The organism is Stenotrophomonas sp. (genome assembly GCF_036662295.1).
GTDB lineage: Bacteria > Pseudomonadota > Gammaproteobacteria > Xanthomonadales > Xanthomonadaceae > Stenotrophomonas.
Genome location: NZ_JAVWXA010000138.1, coordinates 1 through 8698 on the forward strand (window position 1 = coordinate 1; position 8698 = coordinate 8698).

Consider the following 8698-nt stretch of genomic DNA (forward strand, 5'->3'; position numbering starts at 1 on the left):
AGCAGGGCACCTTCGTGCTGCCGCTGGGCAACCCGGCCGCCGGCGACAAGGCCGCCCAGTACGACGACTTCAATTTCGGCTCGGCCGCCTGGACCCTGAGCGCGCATGAAGGCCGCCCAGGCCACGAGCTGCAGTTCACCGCCATGGTCGAGCGCGGCATCTCGCTGGCGCGCACCATGTTCGCGTTCAATTCGGTCAACGTCGAAGGCTGGGCGCTGTATGCCGAGGCGGAAATGGTGCCCTACGAGCCGCTGGACGGGCAGCTGATCGCACTGCAGTTCCGCCTGCTGCGCGGCGCGCGCGCCATGCTCGACCCGATGCTCAACCTGGGCCTGATCGACCGCGCCAGCGCCGAGCGCGTGCTGATCGACGAGGTCGGCCTGTCCAAGGCCATGGCCACCCAGGAACTGGACCGCTACATGGTGCGCATGCCCGGCCAGGCCGGCAGCTACTTCTACGGTTACACCCGCATCCTGGAACTGCGCATGCAGACCGAGCTGGCGCTGGGCACGCGCTTTGACCGGCTGGCCTTCAACAACTTCCTGCTCGACCAGGGCCTGTTGCCGCCGGACCAGCTGGCCCAGGCCGTCAACGAGGTCTTCGTCCCCCGATACAAGCGCTAGGTTCCGACCGGCCCGACCCTCATCCCGCCGCGGGCTTACCGCTGCGGGGTGATCGTCTGTGCCGGCAGGCGCGCTGGCGGGGCGGGGTTGGGCACCCAGATCGCCACGCCGGCCGCGCGCTTCTGCGTGGTCGGGATGCCGATGCCCACGCCACCGCCCACGTGCGAGCCGTAGCTGCCGGCGCCCACCGACATGCCCACCGGCGAGCCGCTGGAGCCCACGCCCATCAGGATCACGCCATTGGCGCCCAGTGCCGCCGCCTCGCGCTTGAGGCGCAGCACCGCCGCGTCGGTCTGGCCCTGGGTGCCGAAACCGACCGCGCTGGACGATTCCAGCTGGGCGATCTCCACCGACCCGGCCGGCGGCGTGGAATAGATCTGGACGCTGGCCGGGTCCACCGGCGCGCGCGCCTGGCCCAGCATCACCTTGGAGGTACTGGCGCAGCCGGCCACGGCCAGCAGCGCGCCCAGGACGGCCATCATTCGGATGTTCATGCATCACCCCTGTTCGGTAGGGGCCCGGGGGCCCGTGGCGCGATCATCGGTGGCGACCACTGAATCGGTGCCAACGTGCTGGTCGCCCACGCTAGCACCTGGCGGGTGAGCGCTGCGCGGCGGTCGCCTGCGGTGATGAACGCGTCAGCCTGGGCGCGGAGGCGCGCGGATTTGGGCTATGGTGGCCGCGTCCACCCTCCAAGGAGCCGCGCATGGGTTTGATCAGTCTGTTGTGGGGCATCCTGGCGCTGCTCTGGATGATCCTGGCCCTGATCCCGCTGCTGGGGTGGGGCAACTGGTTCCTGATCCCGTTTGCCGCGGTGGGCGCGGTGATCGCCGCGCTGGGCATCCTGTTCACCCATGCCAGCAAGCGCGGCCGGGCGTGGGCCGGGCTGGTCCTGAACGGCATCATGGTGGTGGTGGCCATCGTGCGGCTGGGTATCGGCGGCGGCATCGTCTGACCCGGCCCGCGCAGGCCCGGCTGCGACCATCGGTCGCAGCGGCCGGGGGCGCGTGCCCCGGAAGCGTACAATCAGCGGCTGCCGCGGCACTCCGCTCGCCGGCCCACGCCCGCTTGGGCGCCCATCCGCCTGCTCATGATCATTCGTCCTCGTCCCCACGGCTGGCAACTGCTGTACATCCTGCGCGGCTCCATCGTTCCAGCGGTGGCCCCCAAGGTGCTGGCGATCCTGCTGCTGGCCATCGCCGTGGCCGTGTTCGCCGAGGTCTGGCACCCGCCGGGCATCGAGCGCGTGTCGGTGGCCCCGTTCACCCTGCTGGGCCTGGTGCTGTCGATCTTCCTGAGCTTCCGCAACAACGCCTGCTTCGAGCGCTGGTGGGAAGGCCGCAAGCTGTGGGGCCAGCTGGTGTACGAATCGCGCAGCCTGGCGCGCCTGTGCACCGCGCTGCTGGCCGACGACGCGCCCCGGCGCGCGCGCGTCTGCCGGCTCGCCATCGGGTTCGCGCATGCGCTGGCGGCCCGGCTGCGTGGCCGGGATGCGGCGCTGGCCGCGCTGCCCTGGGTGGGTGAGTCGGACCAGGCGCGTTTCGGGCAGCGGCTCAATGCCCCGGACCAGCTGCTGGCGATGATCGCCGCCGACCTGGCCCAGCCCCTGCGCGCCGGCCAGCTCGATCCGATCCTGTATGCCCAGTTCGAAACCCGCCTGCATGCGATGTCCAGCATCCAGGCCGGTTGCGAGCGGATCCTGTCCACGCCGCTGCCGTTTGCCTACACCCTGCTGCTGCACCGCTGCGCGTGGATGTTCTGCGTGCTGCTGCCGTTCGGCCTGGCCAGCTCGCTGGGCTGGGCCACGCCGGTGGTGTCGGCGGTGCTGGCCTACGCGTTCTTCGGCCTGGACCAGCTGGGCGAGGAAATGGAAGAGCCGTTCGGGCTGGAGCCCAACGACCTGCCGCTGGATGCGCTGGTGCGCACCATCGAGATCGACCTGCTCGACAGCCTGGGCGTGGACCCGCTGCCCGCGCCGCTGCAACCGCATCGCTACCTGCTGCAGTAACCCTGCCGCGTCCCTCGTCTACCGTTCCGGAGCACCGCCATGGCCCATCCCGATTACCGCCCCCGCCGCATGCGCCACGACGAGTTCTCGCGCCGGCTCATGCGCGAGCACACGCTCACCACCGACGACCTGATCTACCCGGTGTTCGTGCACGAACTGGCCGGGCGCGCGCCGGTGGCGTCGATGCCGGGCGTGGAGCGGCTGTCCATCGACGAGCTGCTCAAGGTGGCCGAGGAAGCGCTGGAACTGGGCATCCCGGTGATCGACCTGTTCCCGGTGATCGACCCGGCCGGCAAGTCGCTCGATGCGGCCGCCGCGTGGGACGACAACGGCCTGGCGCAACGGGCGATCCGCGCGCTGAAGTCGCGCTTCCCCGAGCTGGGGGTGATGACCGACGTGGCCCTGGACCCCTACACCACCCATGGCCAGGACGGCATCATCGACGCCGCCGGTTACGTGCTCAACGACATCACCGTGGAGGCGCTGGTCAAGCAGTCGCTGTCGCACGCGGCTGCCGGCGTGGACATCATTTCGCCCTCGGACATGATGGACGGTCGGATCGGGGCCATCCGCCGCGCGCTGGATGCCGACAACCACCTCAACGTGCGCATCATGGCCTACTCGGCCAAGTATGCCTCGGCCTTCTACGGCCCGTTCCGCGATGCGGTGGGCAGCTCGGCCAGCCTTGGCAAGGCCGACAAGAAGACCTACCAGATGGACCCGGCCAACGGCGACGAGGCCATGCGCGAGATCGCGCTGGACCTGGAAGAGGGCGCGGACATGGTGATGGTCAAGCCGGGCATGCCTTACCTGGACCTGGTGCGCCGGGTGAAGCAGCAGTTCGGCGTGCCGACCTTTGCCTACCAGGTCAGTGGCGAGTACGCGATGATGAAGGCCGCCTTCGCCAACGGCTGGCTGGACGAGCGCGCCTGCGTGCTCGAGTCGCTGATCGGCTTCAAGCGCGCCGGCGCCGACGGCGTGTTGACCTATTTTGCTCCGCAGGTGGCGCGCTGGCTGCGTGAGCGCTGACAATACGCGCCGACCGCAACGCACAGGACGACGATGATGCAGACGATGGGATGGGTGCAATGGCTGACCTGGGGCACCGGGGTCGTGGTGTTCGCGGTGGTGATCGGGCTGATCATCCGCGGCGTGCTGCGCGCGGCCAAGCGACCCCCGGAGCAGCCCTCGGCCGCCGCCCGCGTGGCCCGTGACAGCCAGCTGCCGCCAGCACTGCAGGCCCAGCTGGCCGCGCTGAACCAGCGCAAGGACAACGGCGACATCAGCGAAACCGAGTACGAACAACAGCGCGCCGCGCTCCTGCGCACGGCCTGATACCGCGCCCGGCAGGCATCGACCGGTGGTCGATGCGCGCGGCCCCGGTGGTGCCACGCCATGCGTGGCATGCGCGCGATCCCGCACACATGGCCTCTCGCGGCCAGCGCAGCCACCCATGGGGTGGCTCTACCGTCGATCGCCGAGCGCCCGCGTCCCGGTAGTGCCACGCCATGCGTGGCAGGCGTGCGATCCCGCACACATGGCCGCTCGCGGCCAGCGCAGCCACCCATGGGGTGGCTCTACCGTCGTCGTTCGTCGGCGTGCGCGAAGCGCATGCCGACCGTCGCGGGGTCGTCAACGGCAAACGCCACCCGGGGCCGTGGGGGTCTTCATCCGGTACAGGTCCAGGCCGCCGGCGCGGGGGGCGCGGGCGATGCCGGCGAGCACCAGTTCGGTCGGCTTGGAGGCGTCCACCACCGGCGCACCGGTCTGGCCATCGGGGGTGTTGAACGACAGCGCCAGCGGCGCGGCCGGCGGGTGCGCATCGCAGCCGACCACCCACACCTGCGAGCCGGTGGCGGTGCGTCGGGTCACCAGCAGCGCCCCGTCGTTGCCCAGCCAGTCGCCGCCCTCCTCGTCGGCCGCGCTGTTGAACGGCGCCGGCAACGCCGTTGCCGTGCCCGCGCTGCCGCCCCGGACGCTGGCCACGTACAGGTCGTAGCCGCCCTGGGTGCCCTTGCCGTTGCGGGCAAACAGCAGCGCCTGCCCATCCGGGCGCAGGGCCGGGCGGCGCTCGTCGCTGGCGGTGTTGATCGTGGCCGGCAGCGGCGTGACCGGCCCGAAGCGGCCGTCCGGTTCGATCGCCACGGCATACAGGTCCAGCCCCCCGCGGCCGCCGTCGCGGTTGGAGGCGAAGTACAGCCAGCGCCCGTCATGGCTGAAGAACGGGTCCCGCTCATCGGCGCCGGTGTTCAACGCCAGTGCCGTGGGGTCCTGCCAGCGCCCGTCGCGCAGCACCGCCTGCCACAGGTCCCAGCCGCCCGCGCCGCCGGGCCGGTCGCTGGCCCAGACGATGCGCCGGCCATCGGGCGCGACGCTGGCCTGGGCCTCGTTGGCCCGGGTGGACACCACGCCCATGCCCTCGATCCCGAATTCGGAAAGCGCCAATGCGCCGGGTGCGAAGAGTAAACTCAGGCTCAGCGCGAGCAGTGACAAGGGAGTGCGCATGGCGGCTTCCATTGGGGTTTGCGTATCAATCCAGGCCCGGAGTTTAAGACAACCATGACCGACCGTTACGCCGTATTCGGCCAGCCCATCGCCCACTCGCAGTCGCCGCGCATCCACGCCGCGTTCGCCGCGCAGGAAGGCATTTCGCTGGACTACCGCGCCATCGAAGCCGGGCAGGACGACTTCGCCGCGGCGCTGCAGGCGTTCGTCGCCGACGGCGGCGTGGGGGCCAACATCACCGCCCCGCTCAAGGAAGCGGCCTTCGCGCTGTGCAAGACCTACACCTCGCGCGCCAAGCTGGCCGGCTCGGTCAACACGCTGCTGCGCAAGGGCGATTACTGGCACGGGGACACCACCGATGGCGTGGGCCTGGTGCGCGACCTGACCGAGCGCCACAGCCTGGACCTGCGCGGCCGCCGCGTGCTGCTGCTGGGCGCCGGCGGCTCGGCGCGCAGCGTGGCCCCGGCCCTGCTGGATGCCGGCATCCTGGAAATGGTGGTGGTCAACCGCAGCCCCGAGCGCGCCGACGCGCTGATCGATGCCATCGGCGAACCCGGCCGCGCGCGCACCCGCTACTGGGAGGACCTGCGCGAACTGGGCGACTTCGAACTGATCGTCAACGCCACCTCCGCTGGCCGCGACCGCGACGTGGAGTTCAAGCTGCCGCTGTCGCTGGTCAACAGTCTCACCACGGCGGTGGACCTCAATTACGGCGAGGCCGCCATCGCTTTCCTGGCGTGGGCGCGCGCGGCCGGCTGCCGCAACGTGGTGGACGGGCTGGGCATGCTGGTGGAGCAGGCTGCCACCAGCTTCCAGCAATGGCACGGAGTGCACCCGCAGACCAATGCGGTGTACGCCGCGCTGCGCGCCGAGCATGCGCTGGCCGGCGAGGACTGAGCACGATGAACCTGGAACTGCTGTTTGCCGTGCTCGGCACCGTGGCCATGCGCCTGCCGGTCCTGATCGCCCTGGCGGTGTCGGTGGTGTGGGTGGCCGACAGCCCGCGCGGGGCGGTCCGCAGCGTGGCGCTGTGGGCGCTGGGCCTGCTGGCGCTGGGCAGCGTGGCCGGGCTGCTGCTGAACCTGGTGCCGCAGTGGCTGGTGCAGCAGGGCAACTACGACAGCATGCAGGCCATGGTGATGTGGCTGGGCGGTGCCCGTTTCGTGCTGGGCTTGCTGGATGCGGTGGCGCTGGTGCTGCTGGTGTGGGCCATGACCCGTGCGATGCGCACGCGCGCGCAGGCGCTGGCCGGCTGAACACCGGACCTGCATCGCGGATCTGAACCGGCGCGGAAATCCGCGCCGGCCAGCACCGCCCGCTCGTGAGAAAATACCCGCCGTGATCCAGGCAGGTGCCCCCCGGCGTGACCGAAAAAGTTGAAGCCCCGCGTGCGCTGAACGACGCCATGAAGGCCGCCATCCGCGATGCCTACGCCAAGCTGCAGGCCAATACCCCCGGCTTCAGCACCCGGCGTTCGCAGAGCCAGATGATCGGGGTGGTGTCGCGTGCGCTGTCGCACAGCGGCGGCGTGGGCGTGGTCGAGGCGCCCACCGGCGTGGGCAAGTCGCTGGGCTATCTCACCGCCGGCGTTCCCATCGCGCTGGCCACGAAGAAGAAGCTGGTGATCAGCACCGGCACCGTGGCGCTGCAGTCGCAGCTGGTCGAGCGCGACATCCCCAATTTCCTCAAGGCGACCGGCATCGAGGCCACCGTCGCCCTGGCCAAGGGCCGCACCCGCTACCTGTGCACGCGCAATGCCGCCGAAGCGCACGGCGATGGCGCGCAGGAGGGCATGTTCGAGGACGAGCAGCCGCTGTTCGACCGCCCGCTGGCGCCGATCGAGATGGACCTGGCCCAGAAATTGAGCAAGGACTTCCTCGAAGGGCGCTGGAACGGCGACCTGGACAACGCCCCGGAGACGATAAGCAACACCCTGCGCTCGCGCATCACCACCCCGGCCTCGGGCTGCGCGGGGCGCAAGTGCGCCTACTCGGCGCAGTGCGCGGTGCTGCGCACGCGCAACACGGTGCGCGAGGCGCAGATCGTGGTCACCAACCACGCGCTGCTGCTGTCGGCGCTGTCCATCGGCGAGAGCGACAACGGCCAGCCGCTGATCGCCCCGCCCTCGGACATGCTGCTGGTGCTCGACGAGGGCCACCACATCGGCAACGTGGCCATCGACCAGGGCGCGGCCAGCCTGGCCTTGGACGAGATGGCCAAGCGTACCGGCCGCCTGCAGGTGCTGATCGCCGCCTCCTACCGCGCGGTGGACAAGGACAAGCTGGGCAACCTGCTGCCCAACGAGGCCATCGAGGCGGCAGCCAAGGTCAGCAAGCAGCTCAAGGCCTTCCGCGATGTGATCGACCGCAGCTGGCGCCCGGACCCGGCCGCGCAGGAGCCGATGTGGCGCGCGCCCAACGGCCGCCTGCCGGAGATCTGGAAGGACGACATCGAGGCCATCGCCGACGACACCCGCAGCCTGTTCAACTGGGCCCATGCCGCGCTGGCCCAGGTGGCCAAGGGCAAGCCCGAGGATGCCGCGCGCGAACGCCTGCAGCGCAACCTGGGCATGGCGCTGGAGATGATCGAGCAGCAGCACAACCTGTGGACGGCCTGGCGCCGCGAGGACAAGGAAGGCCAGCCGCCGATGGCGCGCTGGGTGACCCTGTCGCGCGATGGCGACCTGATCCTGCACGGCTCGCCGGTGTCGGCCGCGCACGTGCTGCGCAAGCTGCTGTGGGATGAGGTGGACTCGGTGGTGATGACCTCGGCCACGCTCACCGGCGGCGGCGATTTCCAGTCGCTGGCCATCGACAACGGCATCCCCGAGGAGGCGGAAATGGTTTCGCTTGCCTCGCCGTTCGACCTGCCCAACCAGGCCGAGCTGATCGTGCCGGCCTTCCCGGTGACGCCCGACGACAAGGTTGGCCATCCCAAGGAGATCGCCAGCTACCTGGTGCGCGAGCTGGACTGGACCAAGGGCAGCATGGTGTTGTTCACCTCGCGCTGGAAGATGGAAAAGGTGGCCGAGCTGATGCCCGCCGCGCAGCGCAAGCAGGTGCTGGTGCAGGGCGAGGGGGCCAAGCAGAAGATGATCGACGAGCACCTGCGCCGCACTGCCGCCGGCGAGGGCTCGGTGCTGTTCGGGCTCAATTCGTTCGGCGAAGGCCTCGATCTGCCCGGCGAAGCCTGCACCACGGTGGTGATCACCCAGGTGCCGTTCGCGGTGCCGACCGACCCGCAGACCTCCACCCTGAGCGAGTGGTTCGAAAGCCGCGGCCTGAACGCCTTCAACCTGATCGCGATCCCGCACGCGCTGCGCACGCTGACCCAGTTCTCCGGCCGCCTGATCCGCACCTCCACCGACACCGGCCGGGTGATCATCCTCGACTCGCGCCTGCTCACCCGCCGCTACGGCAAGCGCATCATCGACGCGCTGCCGCCGTTCAAGCGGGTGATCGGGTAGCGAGCGCATCCGGTCGTCTGAAGCACGACCGCTTCTGGTAGTGCCGGCCGCTGGCCGGCAACGCGCGGAGCCGGGGTTTCGGTAGTGCCGGCCGCT

At 70.3% G+C, this 8698-nt stretch carries 10 protein-coding genes; 8 read left to right on the top strand and 2 right to left on the bottom strand.

Annotated features, from left to right (window positions below; translation table 11 throughout):
• Positions 1–623: DUF885 family protein (locus RSA25_RS17855; protein ID WP_332810176.1), on the top strand; the 623-nt coding region annotated here is incomplete at its 5' end.
• 35 nt (positions 624–658) lie between these two features.
• Here the strand turns inward: RSA25_RS17855 and RSA25_RS17860 are convergent.
• Positions 659–1117 (bottom strand): hypothetical protein, encoded by a 459-nt coding sequence (locus RSA25_RS17860; RefSeq protein ID WP_332810177.1) that lies wholly within the window; start codon positions 1115–1117, stop codon positions 659–661.
• Between the two features lie 212 nt (positions 1118–1329).
• Here RSA25_RS17860 and RSA25_RS17865 point away from each other — a divergent pair, with 212 nt between their 5' ends.
• The 4 genes from RSA25_RS17865 to RSA25_RS17880 all read left to right on the top strand — a co-directional run bounded on the left by RSA25_RS17865 (position 1330) and on the right by RSA25_RS17880 (position 3966).
• The gene (locus RSA25_RS17865) at positions 1330–1578 is read left to right on the top strand and encodes a hypothetical protein (RefSeq protein ID WP_332810178.1); all 249 of its coding nucleotides are present in this window, start codon (positions 1330–1332) and stop codon (positions 1576–1578) included.
• Positions 1579–1713: 135 nt separating this feature from the next.
• Entirely contained in the window at positions 1714–2631 is a 918-nt protein-coding gene (locus RSA25_RS17870; protein ID WP_332810179.1) for a bestrophin family ion channel, read from the top strand.
• A 39-nt stretch (positions 2632–2670) separates the two neighbouring features.
• The gene (hemB, locus tag RSA25_RS17875; protein WP_332810180.1) at positions 2671–3660 is read left to right on the top strand and encodes a porphobilinogen synthase; all 990 of its coding nucleotides are present in this window, start codon (positions 2671–2673) and stop codon (positions 3658–3660) included.
• Positions 3661–3693: 33 nt separating this feature from the next.
• On the top strand, positions 3694–3966 hold the full coding sequence (locus RSA25_RS17880) for an SHOCT domain-containing protein (RefSeq protein WP_332810181.1): 273 nt from the start codon (positions 3694–3696) through the stop codon (positions 3964–3966).
• 297 nt (positions 3967–4263) lie between these two features.
• Here the strand turns inward: RSA25_RS17880 and RSA25_RS17885 are convergent, their stop codons facing one another.
• Complete coding sequence (locus RSA25_RS17885; RefSeq protein WP_332810182.1) at positions 4264–5136, bottom strand: TolB-like protein; 873 nt, start codon at positions 5134–5136, stop codon at positions 4264–4266.
• A gap of 54 nt (positions 5137–5190) precedes the next feature.
• On the opposite strand from RSA25_RS17885, the gene aroE reads away from it, so the two are divergent.
• The 3 genes from aroE to dinG all read left to right on the top strand — a co-directional run bounded on the left by aroE (position 5191) and on the right by dinG (position 8602).
• Entirely contained in the window at positions 5191–6033 is an 843-nt protein-coding gene (gene aroE, locus RSA25_RS17890) for a shikimate dehydrogenase (RefSeq protein WP_332810183.1), read from the top strand.
• Positions 6034–6038: 5 nt separating this feature from the next.
• The gene (locus RSA25_RS17895; protein WP_332810184.1) at positions 6039–6392 is read left to right on the top strand and encodes a hypothetical protein; all 354 of its coding nucleotides are present in this window, start codon (positions 6039–6041) and stop codon (positions 6390–6392) included.
• 149 nt (positions 6393–6541) lie between these two features.
• Complete coding sequence (gene dinG, locus RSA25_RS17900; RefSeq protein ID WP_332810185.1) at positions 6542–8602, top strand: ATP-dependent DNA helicase DinG; 2061 nt, start codon at positions 6542–6544, stop codon at positions 8600–8602.
• Positions 8603–8698: the final 96 nt, after the last annotated feature.

Bases quoted from the DNA above. Each gene is read 5' to 3' on its own strand.
- RSA25_RS17860 (WP_332810177.1), bottom strand. From the start codon at position 1,117: ATGAACATCCGAATGATGGCCGTCCTGGGCGCGCTGCTGGCCGTGGCC.
- RSA25_RS17865 (WP_332810178.1), top strand. From the start codon at position 1,330: ATGGGTTTGATCAGTCTGTTGTGGGGCATCCTGGCGCTGCTCTGGATG.
- RSA25_RS17870 (WP_332810179.1), top strand. From the start codon at position 1,714: ATGATCATTCGTCCTCGTCCCCACGGCTGGCAACTGCTGTACATCCTG.
- hemB (WP_332810180.1), top strand. From the start codon at position 2,671: ATGGCCCATCCCGATTACCGCCCCCGCCGCATGCGCCACGACGAGTTC.
- RSA25_RS17880 (WP_332810181.1), top strand. From the start codon at position 3,694: ATGATGCAGACGATGGGATGGGTGCAATGGCTGACCTGGGGCACCGGG.
- RSA25_RS17885 (WP_332810182.1), bottom strand. From the start codon at position 5,136: ATGCGCACTCCCTTGTCACTGCTCGCGCTGAGCCTGAGTTTACTCTTC.
- aroE (WP_332810183.1), top strand. From the start codon at position 5,191: ATGACCGACCGTTACGCCGTATTCGGCCAGCCCATCGCCCACTCGCAG.
- RSA25_RS17895 (WP_332810184.1), top strand. From the start codon at position 6,039: ATGAACCTGGAACTGCTGTTTGCCGTGCTCGGCACCGTGGCCATGCGC.
- dinG (WP_332810185.1), top strand. From the start codon at position 6,542: ATGAAGGCCGCCATCCGCGATGCCTACGCCAAGCTGCAGGCCAATACC.